This window comes from Nocardiopsis sp. CC223A (genome assembly GCF_030766825.1).
GTDB lineage: Bacteria > Actinomycetota > Actinomycetes > Streptosporangiales > Streptosporangiaceae > Nocardiopsis.
Map to the genome: position 1 here is coordinate 106644 of NZ_JASFDV010000004.1, position 15013 is coordinate 121656.

At 73.4% G+C, this 15013-nt stretch carries 10 protein-coding genes; 5 read left to right on the top strand and 5 right to left on the bottom strand.

From position 1 onward, the window contains the following. Nucleotides 1–28: 28 nt before the first annotated feature. Nucleotides 29–403, bottom strand: a complete 375-nt coding sequence (locus tag QJS33_RS02990; protein ID WP_306366279.1) for a DUF3499 domain-containing protein — start codon at nt 401–403, stop codon at nt 29–31. Nucleotides 404–670: 267 nt separating this feature from the next. Here QJS33_RS02990 and QJS33_RS02995 point away from each other — a divergent pair, with 267 nt between their 5' ends. Next, nucleotides 671–1021 (top strand): metallopeptidase family protein, encoded by a 351-nt coding sequence (locus QJS33_RS02995; RefSeq protein WP_306366280.1) that lies wholly within the window; start codon nt 671–673, stop codon nt 1019–1021. A gap of 79 nt (nt 1022–1100) precedes the next feature. Here the strand turns inward: QJS33_RS02995 and QJS33_RS03000 are convergent, their stop codons facing one another. From QJS33_RS03000 to QJS33_RS03015, 4 genes are all read right to left on the bottom strand, one after another. Further along, on the bottom strand, nt 1101–2795 hold the full coding sequence (locus QJS33_RS03000) for a DUF5719 family protein (RefSeq protein WP_306366281.1): 1695 nt from the start codon (nt 2793–2795) through the stop codon (nt 1101–1103). 3 nt (nt 2796–2798) lie between these two features. Then, nucleotides 2799–6206 (bottom strand): glycosyltransferase, encoded by a 3408-nt coding sequence (locus QJS33_RS03005; RefSeq protein ID WP_306366282.1) that lies wholly within the window; start codon nt 6204–6206, stop codon nt 2799–2801. A 322-nt stretch (nt 6207–6528) separates the two neighbouring features. Then, on the bottom strand, nt 6529–6816 hold the full coding sequence (locus tag QJS33_RS03010; protein ID WP_211715498.1) for a WhiB family transcriptional regulator: 288 nt from the start codon (nt 6814–6816) through the stop codon (nt 6529–6531). Nucleotides 6817–7054: 238 nt separating this feature from the next. Then, nucleotides 7055–8332, bottom strand: coding sequence for a hypothetical protein (locus tag QJS33_RS03015; RefSeq protein ID WP_306366283.1), 1278 nt, complete (start codon nt 8330–8332; stop codon nt 7055–7057). A 262-nt stretch (nt 8333–8594) separates the two neighbouring features. On the opposite strand from QJS33_RS03015, the gene cofD reads away from it, so the two are divergent. The 4 genes from cofD (at nt 8595) to QJS33_RS03035 (ending at nt 14969) form a co-directional block, all read left to right on the top strand. Then, nucleotides 8595–9581, top strand: coding sequence for a 2-phospho-L-lactate transferase (gene cofD, locus QJS33_RS03020; RefSeq protein WP_306366284.1), 987 nt, complete (start codon nt 8595–8597; stop codon nt 9579–9581). Further along, entirely contained in the window at nt 9578–10882 is a 1305-nt protein-coding gene (locus tag QJS33_RS03025; RefSeq protein WP_306366285.1) for a coenzyme F420-0:L-glutamate ligase, read from the top strand. The genes cofD and QJS33_RS03025 overlap by 4 nt, the downstream gene beginning before the upstream one ends. A 341-nt stretch (nt 10883–11223) precedes the next feature. Then, nucleotides 11224–12456 carry a glycosyl hydrolase family 18 protein gene (locus QJS33_RS03030; protein WP_372339570.1) on the top strand — a complete coding sequence of 411 codons (1233 nt, stop codon included), beginning with the start codon at nt 11224–11226 and terminating at the stop codon, nt 12454–12456. 152 nt (nt 12457–12608) lie between these two features. Then, nucleotides 12609–14969 (top strand): chitinase C-terminal domain-containing protein, encoded by a 2361-nt coding sequence (locus tag QJS33_RS03035; RefSeq protein WP_306366287.1) that lies wholly within the window; start codon nt 12609–12611, stop codon nt 14967–14969. The last annotated feature ends 44 nt before the right edge of the window (nt 14970–15013 follow it).

Sequence of the window (15013 nt, forward strand, 5' to 3'; positions counted from 1 at the left end):
CCCCCCGGCGCGAGGGCGCGTCGGCGGCTCAGGTGCGGGGGTCCGGCCGAGAGGGGTCGGAGCGGACGACTCTCAGGTGTCCACGGCGCATGCCGTCGGGGCCGTCGGCGTCGTCGGCCGGTCGGGCGGGCGGGCGCGCCGCCTCACGTACGGCGTCCGCGAGGGCCTCCAGGTCGTCGCTACCGGGACCTCCGCCCGCCGTCTCGACGGGGAGCCGGACCACCTCCCAGCCGCGCGGCGCCGTCAGACGGTCGGCGTGCATGGCGCAGAGGTCGTAGCAGTGCGGTTCCACGTAGGCGGCGAGCGGACCGAGGACGGCCGTCGAGTCGGCGTAGACGTACGTGAGCGTGAAGACGGCGGGCTGCCGGCAGGCGGTTCGGGAGCAGCGTCGAACAGGGCTCACAGCGTTCGACTGTATGCCTTTACTGAGGGACACGCCAGCATCGTTCCACGACCTGGTCTGTTTCGTGGTGTCCAACGCGATACCGGCGCCGGATCGGTGCCCCACCGGGGCGGTTCGGGGGGCCGGCCGATCAGCGCGCCCGCGGGGCTACGCGAGGCGCCCGCGATGGCTTAGTCTCGAAGTGTGCGACGAGTGCGCCCTTCCCATGGCCAACCTGACCGAGTGCGACGCCGGGACCGCCGCGGCCGAGGCATCCGCGGTCCTCTCGTGCCCTCCGACCTACCGGTGTTCCGCAGCCGTGCGCAGGCGTTCGACGACCTCGTGCTGGACGCGGTCGAACGCCTGGAGCGGTTGTGGGCGCGCGAGCTGGCGAACGTCGACTTCCTCGTGGAGGACGTCCCGCCGGTGCCACCCCGGGGCCCCCTGACCGAGGCGATCCCCTTCTCCCGACTGGAGACCGATCCCTCGGGCCGGGCCCGGATCGTGGTGTACCGGCGTCCGCTGGAGATCCGGACCAAGGACCCGGAGGAGATGGCACTCCTCGTCCACGAGACCGTGGTCGAGGAGGTCGCCAACCTGCTCGGTGTGGAACCGGAGTCGGTCGACCCCGAGAGCTGACCGGCCCGGTGTCCGCGTGGAGGCCCGGAGGCGGTTCTTCGAACCCGCCGCCGGGCCCCCACTCCTGCTTCCGCACCGGTCAGGGCACCACGCCCACCATCGTGTCGCGCACGACCGGCAGGGCCACCTCCACCGGCGCCGGGCGCACCGGCAGCGCGCTGCGGGCGTCCCCGTCGGTGAGGATCCGGGCCGCGTACAGCGGCCCCGAGCCGTCCAGCAGTTCCAGGCGGACCGTGTAGCCGTCCTCGGGGTCGGTGCCCTCCGGCGCCGCCCAGCCCTCGCCGTCCCCGCCGAACACGGCTGTGGTGCCCGCGGCGATCTCGGTGCGGACCGCGTCGCCCTGGGTGCCGTCGGCCCCGACCGGGGTGGCCATCAGCCGGACGTCGCCCTCCGGGGCCGTGAGCACGAGCCGGGTGGCGGTGCCCTCCGGGGAGTCGGGCAGCACCGCCGTGGTGTCCAGCGGGAACGACAGCGGCGGCACGGCCGCGGTGTAGGCGGTCTCCAGGATCTCGTCGGGGTCGTCGCCGGTGAACTCGGCGGCGACCCCGGTGACCACGGGCACGTCGGCCTCCACCACGACCGCACCGGCGTGTCCGCCCAGGACCGCGTCCAGGCTGATCCGGGCGGACGCCGCCGGGGGGACCCGGAGTTCCAGCGGGTCGTCCGCGGTGCCCGCGGCCGCCGCGGCGTCGTCCCCGCCGTCCTCCGCGGCCTCTTCCTCCTCTTCCTCCTCCGCGGCGTCCGCGGTGTCGTCGCGCTCGGGCCCGATGACGTGGATGCGCACCCGGGCGGGCTCCTCGCCCGGGGCGGTGACGACCAGGTGGCGGCGCCCGCCGCCGGCCGGGACGCCCGGGATCACGTGCTCGCGGGCGGGGGCCGCGGTGGGCGGGACCCAGTCGGTGTGCCCCTCGACGTGCTCGGCGCTCAGGGAGGCGGCGACCCGGCCGGTGCTGGTGCGCACCTGCACGCCGATCCCGCCGATGCTCTGCGCCAGCTCGGTGATGTCCAGCTCGGTGGACCGGCCGGGCAGCAGGGAGATGCCCCGGCTGTCGAGGGAGTAGGACGGCCCGCCGCTGGTGTGGATGTCCAGGCTGGCGGTGGCCCTGGACGTCTCGGGGTTGGCGAGGTGGACGGTGATCCGCTCCAGCCGGACGCCCTCGGAGTCGCCGCCTCCGGGCAGGGCGAACCAGGTGCTCACCGAGGGCTCGGCGCAGCGCACCTCGGTGACGCCGTCGGAGGCGACGGTGATCTGGGCCGACTCCAGGCCGGAGGCGAGGGAGCCCCGGGCGTGGACGGCGGTCGGATCGGCGGCCCCGGAGGTGTCGACGCCCCACACGCTGCCGGGTTCGGTCAGCTCCTCGCCCAGGAGCAGTTCGGGGTCGGGGGTGGCGCCGGTCCCGGTGGAGGCGGCCCGCCCTGCCGCGTCCCCGCCCTGCCCGCCTCCTGCGCCCTCCTCGGTGTCCTCGGCCCCGTCCCCGTCGTCCGTGTCCTCGTCGTCCGTGTCCTCGTCGACGGACGGGACCGGGACGGCCCACAGGTCGCCGGTGTCGTCGCGGCTGACCCGGGGCGCGAACGCGGCGACGGAGCTGTCGGCGTCCGCGTCGTGCGGCGCCGGGCAGACCCGCAGGGTGTGGGAGGGGCGGGCGGTCCCGGGTTCGGTGATGCCCAGTTCGGCGGTCACCGGCCGGGTCGCCACGGCGATGCCGAACAGCGCGGCCAGGGCCAGCGCGACCAGTCCGAACAGCGCGAACCGGTTCTCCACGATCAGTCGCACGGCCTACTCCTCCCTCTCGTCGCCGGCGGTGCCGCCGTCCGCGCCGTCCCGTGCCGGACCGACCCGGCGCCGCCCCTTGCGACGGGTGCCGCGGCGGCGGCCGCGGACCGTCGTGATCGACCCGGTGTCGGTGACGGCGAACTCCCCGGTGGCGGGGTCCTGCGGCTCCCCGCCCGGGGTCGGCTCCGCGTCGTCGGCCTCGGACGCCGGCGCGGGGCGCGCCCGGGAGCCGCGGTGGCCGCGGCGCGGCACGCGCAACCCCGCCGGGCGGCGGGGCCGGGGCGCGGGGGTGGACTCGATGAGCCGGACGTCCTCCTCGGTCCGCACCCCGGGGGCGGCCAGGACCGCCACGACGAGCAGCAGCACGCCCTGGGTGACCACCCAGGCGGTGTGCACGTGGTCGGTGTGCCACACCCGGAGCTCGCCGCCCTGCACCGGCAGCTCCCAGGTCTGGACCCCGCCCTGCCCCTCGACCGGGGTCAGCTCGGTGCCGTCGAGGTCGGCCCGCCAGCCGTTCCCGGCGGTCTCGGCCAGGGCCAGGCGGCGGCCGGCGCCGCCCTCCGCCACCCGGGCGGTGAAATCGTGGCCCGGGCCGCTCACCCGCAGCGGCTCCGTCTCCAGTCCGTCCGCGGAGACCACGCGCAGCCGCCCGGTGGGCTCGGCCAGCCGCCACAGGCCGTAGCCGTCGGACAGCGACTCCCGCATCAGCCCGGGGGTACCGTCCAGCATGTCCACGACGGTGACGTCGGTGGGGGTCCCGGTCTCCGGCCGGGGGTAGAGCACGTACTGGATCCCGTGGTCGGCCAGGACGCGCAACCGGTCCCCGCCCTGCCCGATGGCCAGTTCGGCGACGGCCAGGTCCACGGCCGCCCGGGAGGCCCCGTCGGGGCGGATGCGCTCCTCCCCCAGACGGGGTTCGCGGCCGCGCACGACGGTGTAGTCCACACCGCCCTCGCCGTCCGGGGTGACGACGAGGGTGCGCGGCTCGGTGCCGTCGTCGCTCAGGCCGACACCGCCGCCGACCAGGGTGCCGGGCAGGACCGGCTCGGCGCGCGAGGTGAGCGGCCCGTCGACGCCCTCCCACATCCACAGGCCCGCACCGGCCAGGGGCGTGGTGACGGCGAGGAGCGCGACACCGACGGCGAAGGCCCGGCGCAGGCCGCCCAGGGACAGCATGGTGCGGAAGGCGCGGGCGGCGGTGGCCGCCGACAGCAGCACCGCCGTGGCGGCGAAGGTCAGCGCCACCCCGGGCCAGACCGCCGCGGGCGGGCCGCCGAAGTGGGGCTCGACCACCAGGCGGGAGGTGAGGACCGCGACGAGCAGCCCGAACACGGCCAGGGACCAGCCCGCGGCGACCAGGATGCGGTTGCGCAGGAGCAGCAGCGCGCACAGGGCGGCGGCCAGCAGCCCGGCGTTCACCCAGGCCGGGGGTGCGCCGGGTCCGCCCGGGGAGAGCATGAGCAGCTGTTCCGGGGTGGCCCCCGGCTCCGACAGCTCGGGGCGGTGCAGCCCGGCCTCCAGCAGCCACTGGGTGGGGTGCACCAGCAGGTCCAGGGTCCAGGGCATCAGCATGACCAGGGGGACGCCCAGGGAGATGCCGACGGCGGCGTACAGGCGGCGGCCCAGGTGCCCGAAGGCGGCCGCCACCAGCAGGCCGGTGACCAGCGCCAGCGGCCATACCAGGGGGACGAACGCGGTGGCGGCGGCCAGGGTCAGGCCCAGGCCCCAGGCCGCCCGCCGGGAGTGCTTGGCCGGCATGGACACCACGCGGATGAGCAGCAGGCCCAGCACCGGCATGAGCATGTGGACCACGGCGGTGCCCAGCCGCCCCTGGGCGATCGCCCCGGTGACGACCGGCAGCAGCGCGTAGGAGGCGGCCATCCAGACCCGGGCGGGCCGGTAGCCGAGCACCTCGCGGGCGAGCAGGTAGGCGGTGGCCCCGGCCAGGGGAACGGAGCCGAGCAGCAGCACGGAGACCGCGATCCAGGGCTTGCCGAAGGTGACCGTGGAGAGCAGGGCCAGGATCCCGACGTAGGGCGGGACCGCGCCGTCGGAGCCCAGACCGGAGTCGGGGGCGCCGGACAGGTAGAGGTTCCACAGGTCGGCGGCGCCGCCCGCGACGGGCGGCAGCGCGCCGCCGGCCAGCAGGGAGCCGAAGAGCAGGGAGCGCTCGGCGATGAGCGCGACGACCGTCAACCCCATGACGAGCAGCGGGCCCGGTCGCAGCACCACCCGGCGCAGGAAGCCCCCGGTGTCGGTGAGCGCCTCCTCGTCCTCGGGTGCGGACCCGGGGGCGGTGGTGACGGCCTGGTGGCGGCCCGCCGTGTCGATGACCGGCTCGCCGGAGAGCACCCCGGTGAGGAAGTCCGTGAACTGGCGCATCGCCACACCGCGCGCCAGGTAGGGCCGGATCGCGCTGTAGGTGCGGCGGCGGTCGCGGCGGCGCCGGAAGCGGGCCCGCAGCAGCTTGTCCGGCCGCAGGTAGACCAGGGTGATCGCAGCCGCCTCGTCGAGGGCGTTGGCGGGCTGCTTCATGAACAGGTACATGATCACGCGCAGCAGCGACCCGACGGAGTTGCGCAGCAGCGCCGAGAGCATGCCGCCGAAGGGGAGGTTGGCCAGCAGCACGAAGACGGCGTGCCTGCGGTCCACCCGGCGCGGGTGGTTGCGGGCGGCGCCGATGGACCGCCGTCGGCGGGCGGACGCCTCGGCGTGGTACGCGACGGCCTCGGTGACGATGAGGACGTGCAGTCCGGCGCCGCCCACCCGCCAGCAGAGGTCGATGTCGTCGCGGAACAGCGGCAGGGCGCGGTCGAAGCCGCCCAGGCGCTCCCACACGTCGCGGCGGACCAGCATGCCCGCGCTGGACACGGCCAGGACCTGGCGGGTGCCGTCGTGCTGGCCGTGGTCGAACTCGCGCGGCTCCAGGCCGGTCTCGCGGCGCCCGGCGCCGTCGATGGTCACGCCGACCTCGATCAGCAGGCGGCGGTCGAACCAGTCGCGGAGCTTGGGGCCCAGGACGGCGGCGCGCGGGTCGCGGTCGGCGGCGGCGAGGAGGTGGGCGAGGGCGTCCTTCTCGGGGGCGAGGTCGTCGTGGACGAGCCAGATCCACTCGGTGGCGTCCTCGTCGAACCCGTGGACCGGCGACGTGGAGCGCGGCAGTTCGAGGGCGGCGCGCACCGCGTCGCCGTAGCCCGTGCGGGCGGGCAGCCCGATGATCGCGTCCGGGGGCAGGTATTCGTGGAGGATGTCCGCGGCGCCGTCGGTGCCGCCGGTGTCGGCGGCCACGGCGCGCTGCACCGGGCGGCTCTGGGCGCGCAGCGCGGCCATGGTCTCCGGCAGCCACCGCGCCCCGTCGTGGGACACGATGACCGCTGTCACGACGTGTCGGGCTGAGTCGAGGTCGAGCACGGCTGTGGTGGGTTCTCTCCGGGCGAAGGGACGGGCCTGCCGGGCGCCGGGCCGGAGGCGGGGCGCCGGGGCGGTGGGCGTGCGGTCACGCCGGATCCCGACCGCGGGTCGGGATGGCACGGGTGCGTGCGGGACATCACCCTACGCCACCTCGCACCATTGCGTGCCTATTCACCTCCGGTCCGCACGACTGGCGACTTATCCCCCTATTCGACGCCGAAGGGCCGTGCGTGCCAAACCTCACTTTAGACCCGAACGGTCGGGAACATGAAAAAAGCGCGCCCGGGCTCGCGGCCCGGGCGCGCATCACGCGCACGCCTTCCTACAGCATGTCCGCCAGGAAATCGAAATCCCCTCCGGCGGCTTTCTTCAGCCTTCGGCGCTCGCGCTCGGAGAGTCCCCCCCAGATACCGAAGCGCTCATCGTGTTCGAGCGCGTATTCCAGGCACTCCGCGCGCACGTCGCACGACTGACAGACCTTCTTCGCCTCCCGGGTCGAGCCGCCCTTCTCGGGGAAGAACGCCTCCGGGTCGGTCTGCGCGCACAGTGCGCGTTCCTGCCAGCCCAGATCCTCATCCGAGCCGTGCGCCAGCGGGATGACCTCGCTCATGCGCACCTCCTGTTGCCCCCCATAGATGACCCGACCCATTTCGTCCCCCGGGCCGGGTGGAATCCCACCTTGAAATTACACGCGGACGCAGTGCTACTCGTCAAGCGCCCTACGTGGTAATCCACTGAATATCATGTAACGAAGCGCCAACGCTGCTCGGTTCATGTCCGTTCTGCGGATTACCACGCAATTCACGACGTTCCAAGGCGGCGGGGGGCTCGGGGCCCGCGCGGAGGGTTCAGCGCTGACCCTCGCCCCCGTACCAGCCCTGCTGGCCTCCGGTGCCGCCCTGTCCCTGCTGGTCAGAGCCGTATCCGGGACCCGAGCCGTACTGGTCTCCGTACGCGGAGCCGCCCTGGTCGGTCGTCTCCGTGCCGTTGTTCTCACCGGAGTTAAAGAAAGGTTCAACTCCACTCTCGGACGGCTGGCCCTGCGGCTGCTGCTGCCCCTGCCCGTACCAGCCGTAGTTGATGGCGTCCTGGGCCGCCTGCTCGCCGGAGGCCGCCGGCTGCTCGCCCTGCGGGGCGTACTGGGACGGGTCGTAGGCCTGGCCGTAGCCCTGCTGGGCGTCGGTGCCGTACTGCTGCTGGGCCTGCTGGCCGTACTGGTTCGGGTCGTAGGCCGCCTGCTGACCGGACGCGTCGGTGCCGTACTGCTGCGCCGAGGCGTCGTAGCCCTGCTGCTGCGCCTGGCCGTAGCCCTGCTGTGCCGAGGCGTCGTACCCCTGCTGGCCGTAGGCCTGCTGGGCCCCGGTGCCGTACTGCTGCTGGGCCTGCTGGCCGTACTGGTTCGGGTCGTAGGCCTGCTGCTGCGGCTGCGCCGCGTCGTAGGCCTGGGCCTGCTGGGCCGACGTGTCGTAGGCCTGCGGCTGGGCGTAGGACTGCTGGGCGCCCGTGGCGTAGTGCTGCGGCTGGCCGTACTGGTTGGGGTCGTACGCCGCCTGCTGGCCCGAGACGGCCTGCGCGGGGTCGGCCGCGGGCTGGCCGCCGGTCATGGCCGGGTCCTGGTAGCCGGGCTGGGCGTACGCCTGCGGGTAGCCGCCGTAGGTCTGCGCCTGCGGGGTCGCCCGCGGCACCAGGGTCGGGTCGTTGAACACCTTGAGCAGCGCGAAGGCGAAGATGCCCAGCACCGCGCCCTGGCCCAGGGTGCTCAGGAAGCCCGCGAAGCCGAGGCTGATCGCGTCGATCTCACTGGCCGCGATGAACTCGGTGATGAGGTTGATGAGCGCGAAGAGCAGCCCCAGGCCGGAGAAGATGAGGGCGGTCAGCACGATGCCGAAGGCCGACGGCCGGGTCCGCTCGGAGGTGGTCACCAGGAGCACCGCGACAGCGAGCAGGATCACAACGGACAGGCCGAAGAAGTTGCCCCCCGCACCCCCCAGTGCCGAGGCGAAGGACCCCGGGTAGCCCGATCCGGCTATCAGCTGGATGAAACCCGCCAGCACACCGGCGCCGACGGCACCGATCAGGACCCACGCCGCGGGTAGGCGCAGGCGTTCCAGTGTTTCGTTGTTCAAGGGAGGTTCCCCTCTGCTGCTTCGTCGCCGCCCTCGTGGGAGGAAGAGTGGCTCTGTCGTCGGGCTGTTCGGTTGGAATCGATCGATCCCGGCTGCGGAACACGGGGACGCCGGAGGATCCGATCGTGAAAGTGGGACGGCGGCCACGGTACCGAGGTTCGGCCGAACGGCGAACCGGCGGTACCGGTACGGTCACGCCCGGGTCGCGCCCACGGTGGGGCAGACGACCCGTACATGCTCCCAGCCTGCCAGACTTGGACGCATGCGGATAGTCGTACCGGCCGGTGGTATCGGCGGAGCGCGCTTCCTGCGGGGCCTGAAGGCCGCCCTGGGAATCGACTCCCCGATCCCGGAGGAGCAGAGCACGAACGCCATCACCGTCATCGGCAACACGGGTGACGACATCACTCTGTTCGGACTGAGGATATGTCCGGATCTGGACACGGTGATGTACACCCTGGGCGGGGGCATCGACGAGGAGCGCGGCTGGGGCCGGGCCGACGAGACCTTCACGGTCAAGGAGGAACTGGCCGCCTACGGCATGCGCCCCACCTGGTTCGGCCTGGGCGACCGGGACACCGCCACCCACATCGTGCGGGCTCAGATGCTCGCCGCGGGGTACCCGCTGTCGGCGGTCACCGAGGCCCTGTGCGACCGGTGGAAGCCCGGGGTGCGGCTGCTGCCGATGACCGACGACCAGGTCGAGACGCACGTGGTCATCGAGGAGGACGGGCGCAGGCGCGCGATCCACTTCCAGGAGTGGTGGATCAGGTACCGGGCGGCGGTGCCCGCGCACGGCATCGTGAGCGTGGGCGCGGAGGAGGCCGAGCCCGGCCCCGGGGTGCTGGAGGCGATCGCCGAGGCCGACCTCGTGATCCTGCCGCCGTCGAACCCGGTGGTGAGCGTGGGATCCGTCCTGGGCGTGCCCGGGATCAGGGAGGCCCTGGCCGCCAAGACGGTCGTGGGCGTCTCCCCCATCATCGGCGGCGCCCCGGTGCGCGGCATGGCCGACGCCTGCCTGGACGCGATCGGGGTGGAGACGGGTGCCGGGGCGGTCGCCGCCCACCTGGGCGCCGACCTGCTCGACGGGTGGCTGGTGGACGAGGCCGACGCGGGCACCGAGGTCGAGGGGATCGAGGTGCGCTCGCGCCCGCTGTACATGAGCGACCCGCAGGCCACGGAGGCGATCGCCCGGGCCGCCCTGGACCTGGGCCGCGAACTGGCCGAGCGCAGGAGCGGTGGCGAGTGAGCGCGGACGCGGGGACCGGGGTGCGGGTGCGCGGGCTGGCGGGCCTGCCCGAGGTGGGCGCGGGCGCCGACCTGGCCGCGCTGATCGCCGACGCGGTGGCCGCCTCCGGTGAGCCGCTGGCCGACGGCGACGTGCTGGTGGTCACCTCCAAGATCGTCGCCAAGGCCGAGGGGCGGCTGCGCCGGATGGACCGGGAGGCCGCCGTCGACGCCGAGACCGTGCGGGTGGTCGCCCGCGCCGGGAGGACCCGGATCGTGCAGACCCGGCACGGGCTGGTGATGGCCGCCGCCGGGGTGGACGCCTCCAACGTCGAACCCGGCACGGTGCTGCTGCTGCCCGAGGACTCCGACGCCTCCGCCCGCGCCCTGCGCGCCGGGCTGCACGAGCGGCTGGGGGTGCGGGTGGGCGTGATCGTCTCCGACACCTTCGGCCGGCCCTGGCGGGTCGGGCAGACCGACGTGGCCATCGGCGCGGCCGGTCTGGACCCGGTGCAGGACCTGCGGGGCACCGTGGACACCCACGGCAACATCATGGAGGCGACCGTCAACGCGGTCGCCGACGAGATCGCCGCCGCCGGGGAGCTGGTCAAGGGCAAGACGGGCGGGGTGCCGGTGGCGGTGGTCAGCGGCCTGTCGGTGGTGACCGACGCGGACGGGCCGGGGGCGGCGGCGCTGGTGCGCCCGGCCGACGCCGACCTGTTCCGGTACGGCTCGCGCGACGTGGTGCCCGCCCGGCGCACGGTGCGTGCGTTCACCGACGCCCCGGTGGACCCCGGGGCGGTGCGCCGCGCGGTGGCGGCGGCGATCACCGCGCCCGCCCCGCATCACACGACGCCGTGGCGGTTCGTGCTGGTGGAGTCGGCGCCGGTGCGCAAACGGCTGTTGGACGCGATGCTCCAGGCGTGGGTGGCCGACCTGCGCCGCGACGGGTTCGACGAGGACGCGATCGCCCGGCGCACCCGGCGCGGCGACGTGCTGCGCGGGGCGCCCTACCTGGTGGTGCCGTTCCTGGTGGCCGACGGGGCGCACGCCTACCCCGACGAGCGGCGGGCCGACGCGGAGCGGACCATGTTCCACGTGGCGATGGGCGCGGGGGTGCAGGGCCTGCTGGTGGGGCTGGCCGTGGAGGGGCTGGGCTCCGCCTGGATCTCCTCCACGATGTTCTGTGCCGACGTGGTGCGCGAGGTGCTGGAGGTGCCCGAGCACTGGCGGCCGATGGGTGCGGTGGCGGTGGGGCACGCCGCCGAGCCGCCGCGGGAGCGGCCGCCGCGCGACCCGGAGGACTTCATCGAGGTCCGCTGAGGCGGCCTCCCGGCGCCGCGGCCGCGGGTCCCCTCGGAATGCGAGGGGCCCGCGGCCGCGGTGCTTCCACCGACCGCGTCGGCCTCCCGGCGCCGGGCAGGGGCGTCGGCCCCAAAGGGGCGGGCTCCGGGGCGGGTGAATTCCGGGTGATCGAATGGAGTCCCTCTCGGAACCAGGTCCCGAAGAAAACTGAAAGCTTTCCTTCCCATTGCATTGACGCGCGGGTAAGGCAACTATAAGGTTTCTTAACAATTCAATCCCCCGACCTTCGTCACCCGCTCGACGGAAGGAACCCCCCGACCGTGAACCGTCAACGAAGTCGTTCCCCCCGGGCGAAAGCCCTGGTGGCAGGGGCCTTCGCGCTCCTGACCGCCGCGTTCGCCATCGGCGCGACCCAGCTCCCCTCCGGCCCCACCGAAGCCGAGACCGTGGCGGGCGAGGAATCCGCCGCGCAGGCGAACGGCCAGTGGCTGACCGGCTACTGGCACAACTTCGACAACGGCTCCACCGTGATGCCGCTCTCGGAGATCCCCTCCGAGTACAACCTCGTCGCCGTCGCCTTCGCCGACAACCACCCGAGCCTCGACGGCGGCATCACGTTCAACCTCGCCGGCGGTGAACTGGACGGCTACACCGACGCGCAGTTCCGCGCCGACATCGCGGCCATCCAGGCCCAGGGTCGCAAGGTGATCATCTCCGTCGGCGGCGAGCGCGGGAACGTGATCGTCTCCAACCCCGCCCAGGCGCAGAACTTCGCCGACACCACGTACGCGCTGATGCAGGACTACGGGTTCGACGGCGTCGACATCGACCTCGAACACGGCATCAACGCCCAGTACATGACCGACGCGCTGCGCGACCTGCACGGCCAGGCCGGCGACGACCTGATCATCACGATGGCGCCGCAGACGATCGACTTCCAGGCCCCCACCATGGGGTACTACCAGCTGGCGTCGAACATCTCCGACATCCTCACCATCGTCAACATGCAGTACTACAACTCCGGCACGATGATGGGCTGCGACCAGCAGGTCTACGCCCAGGGCACGCCCGACTTCGTCGCCGCCCTGGCCTGCATCCAGCTGGAGATGGGCCTGGACCCGAGCCAGGTCGGCCTGGGCCTGCCGGCCACGCCCTCCGCCGCGGGCGGCGGGTACATGGCCCCGAGCCAGATCGTCCGCGCCCTCGACTGCCTGGAGGCCGGGACCAACTGCGGGAACTTCTCCCCCGACACCCCGTACGGTCCCATCGGCGGCGTGATGACCTGGTCCGTCAACTGGGACGCCACCAACGGCTACGCGTTCGCGAACACCGTCTCCGACCGCCTGGAGCAGGGCCCCGGGACCGGTCCGACCGACCCGCCCACCGAGGAGCCGACCGACCCGCCGACGGACCCGCCGACGGACCCGCCCGGCGACTGCACCGCCCCGGCCTGGGCCTCCGGCGACGTCTACACCGGCGGCGACGTGGTCTCCCACGACGGCTCCGAATGGCGCGCCCAGTGGTGGACCCGGGGCGAGGAGCCCGGCACCACCGGCGAATGGGGCGTCTGGCGCCTCGTCGGCGCCTGCTGACACACCCCTGACCGGGGCCGCCCGGCGATCGCCGGGCGGCCCCACCGGCCCCTCTCCTTCCAGTGCTCCCCCGGTCCCCGCACCGGCGGGGCCCTCTGCCGTGCCCATGTCCGGGCCCGACGCATCCCCCGAGATCCCGAGGAAGGTCCCCCATGCCCGAAACCCGACCCCGCGGCGGACCCGCACGCCGGTTCGGCTCCGCCCTGGCGGCGCTGGCCCTGGCGGCCGGGACGCTGTTCACCCCCGCGGTCGCGCACGCCGCACCGGTGGCACCGGCCGAGGTGTCCGCCTCCTCCGACGCCGAGTGCCGACCCGACGGGCTGTACCCCACCCCCGGTGTGGACGTCCCCTACTGCGACATCTACGACACCGCCGGCCGCGAGAAACTCCCCAACGACCTGGACCGCCGGGTCATCGGGTACTTCACCAGCTGGCGCAACGGCTCCAACGGACAGCCCGAGTACCTGGCCGACGACATCCCCTGGGACCGGATCTCCCACATCAACTACGCCTTCGCGCACGTGGGCCCGGACGACCGGGTCTCCGTGGGCGCCGACACCCCCGACAACCCGGCCACCGGGATGACCTGGGAGGGGCTGGAGCCCGACCCGGAGTTCGGCTACCAGGGGCACTTCAACCTGCTCAACAAGTTCAAGAAGGAGCACCCCGGGGTGAAGACCCTGCTGGCGGTCGGCGGCTGGGCCGAGACCGGCGGGTACTTCGACGCGGACGGCGAGCGGGTGGCCAGCGGCGGGTTCTACTCGATGACGACGACCCCCACCGGGGTGAACCACGAGGGCATCGAGACGTTCGCCGACTCGGCCGTGGAGTTCGTGCGCGAGTACGGGTTCGACGGACTGGACATCGACTACGAGTACGCCACCTCCAACAACGGCGCGGGCAGCCCGGACGACTTCTGGATCTCCGACGCCCGGCGCGGCCTGCTCTGGGAGGGCTACGAGGAGCTGATGCGCGTCCTGCGCGAGAAGCTCGACGAGGCCTCCGCCGAGGACGGCACGTACTACCAGCTGACCGCCGCGGTGCCCGCCTCCGGATGGCTGCTGCGCGGCCAGGAGGTGCACCAGGTCGTGCAGTACCTCGACTTCGTCAACATGATGAGCTACGACCTGCACGGCACCTGGAACCACTTCGTCGGCCACAACGGCGCGCTGTACGACAGCGGCCTGGACCCCGAGCTGAGCGAGGTGTACGGGGCCTACAACGGCATCGGCTACCTCAACGCCGACTGGGCCCACCACTACTTCCGGGGCGCGATGCAGGCGGGCCGGATCAACCTGGGGGTGCCGTTCTACACACGCGGCTGGACGGACGTGCAGGGCGGCACGAACGGACTGTGGGGGACCTCGGCGCTGCCGGACCAGACGCAGTGCCCGCCCGGCACCGGGGTCAGCACCCCCTGCGGCAACGGGGCCGGCGGCATCGACAACCTGTGGCACGACAGCGACCCGGTGACCGGCGGGGAGATCCCGGCGGGCGCGAACCCGATCTGGCACGTCCTCAACCTGGAGGACGGCGTGGTCGGCGACTACGTGGACGACTACGGCGTGGACGACCCGATCGAGGGCACCTACGAGCGGCACTGGGACGACGTCACGAAGAACGAGTGGTGGTGGAACGCCGAGACGCGGACCTTCCTGACCGGCGACGCCGAACAGACCATCCAGGCCAAGGCCGACTACGTGGCCGACACCGGCCTGGGCGGCGTCATGATCTGGGAGATGGCGGGCGACTACTCCTACGACACCGCCGCGGGCCAGTACGAGATGGGCGACACCCTCATCACGTCGCTGCACGAGACCCTGAGCAACGCCGGCCCCTACGGCGCGCTCAAGGCCGAGACCGAGGCCCCGGCCGAGGTCCTGGACGTGGACGTGGACTTCGGCGGGTTCGCACTGGGTGACAACAACTACCCCATCAACCCCGAGGTCACCATCACCAACAACTCGGCGGCCGAGATCCCCGGCGGGACGAAGATCACCTTCGACTACGGCACCTCCGCGCCGGGCAACATGGGCGACCAGTCGGGGCTGGGGCTCACCCACCTCCAGATCGGGCACGACCGGGCGGACAACATCGGCGGCCTGGACGGGGACTTCCACCGGGCGCAGATCACCGTTCCGGGCTGGCAGTCGATCCCGGCGGACGGCGGGACGTTCACGTTCGACCTCAGCTGGCGGCTGCCCATCGCGCAGCCCTCCAACTGGCGGATCGAGGTGGGCGGTACCGAATACGCCATCACCTACGACCACCCGCGCGAGGGCACCGTGGTGGACGACCCCGGTGACGGGGACGGCGGCGGTGACGACGGTGGCGACGGCGGTGGCGAGCCCGGTGACTGCACCGCCCCGGCCTGGGCCTCCGGCGACATCTACACCGGCGGCGACGTGGTCTCCCACGACGGCTCCGAATGGCGCGCCCAGTGGTGGACCCAGGGCGAGGAACCCGGCACCACCGGCGAATGGGGCGTCTGGCGCCTGGTCGGCGCCTGCTGACCCCGGGCCGCGCGCGGGGGCCCGGCCCCCACCCGCTCCGCGCG

Coding starts and splice junctions, on each gene's coding strand:
- QJS33_RS03010 (WP_211715498.1), bottom strand. CDS start 6,816: ATGAGCGAGGTCATCCCGCTGGCGCACGGCTCGGATGAGGATCTGGGC.
- cofD (WP_306366284.1), top strand. CDS start 8,595: ATGCGGATAGTCGTACCGGCCGGTGGTATCGGCGGAGCGCGCTTCCTG.
- QJS33_RS03035 (WP_306366287.1), top strand. CDS start 12,609: ATGCCCGAAACCCGACCCCGCGGCGGACCCGCACGCCGGTTCGGCTCC.